At 73.6% G+C, this 261-nt stretch carries 1 protein-coding gene; it reads left to right on the top strand.

Features of this window, described 5'->3' with window-relative positions; translation table 11 throughout:
- On the top strand, nt 1-261 hold a 261-nt coding region (locus SB751_RS32115; RefSeq protein WP_410749277.1), incomplete at both ends, for an amidase family protein.

Below are 261 nucleotides of genomic sequence, written 5' to 3'. Positions count from 1 at the left end.
GTTCGACGTCGCGGGCGTAACCACGCTGGCCGGCGGCCACGTCAATGCCGGCAACCCGCCCGCGACGCACGACGCGACGTTGGTGGCGCGCCTGCGCGACGCCGGCGCCGTGCTGGTGGGCGCGCTGGACATGGACGAACACGCCTACGGCTTCACCACCGAAAACACCTTCTACGGCGCCTGCCGCAATCCGCACGACACCACCCGCATCGCGGGCGGATCGTCGGGCGGCAGCGCCGCCGCGGTCGCGGGCGGTCTGGT

This window comes from Cupriavidus sp. SIMBA_020, from assembly GCF_046535395.1.
GTDB classification, from domain to species: domain Bacteria; phylum Pseudomonadota; class Gammaproteobacteria; order Burkholderiales; family Burkholderiaceae; genus Cupriavidus; species Cupriavidus campinensis.
The sequence above is the reverse complement of the archived record's forward strand: the minus strand, read 5'-3'. Positions and strand labels throughout refer to the sequence as shown.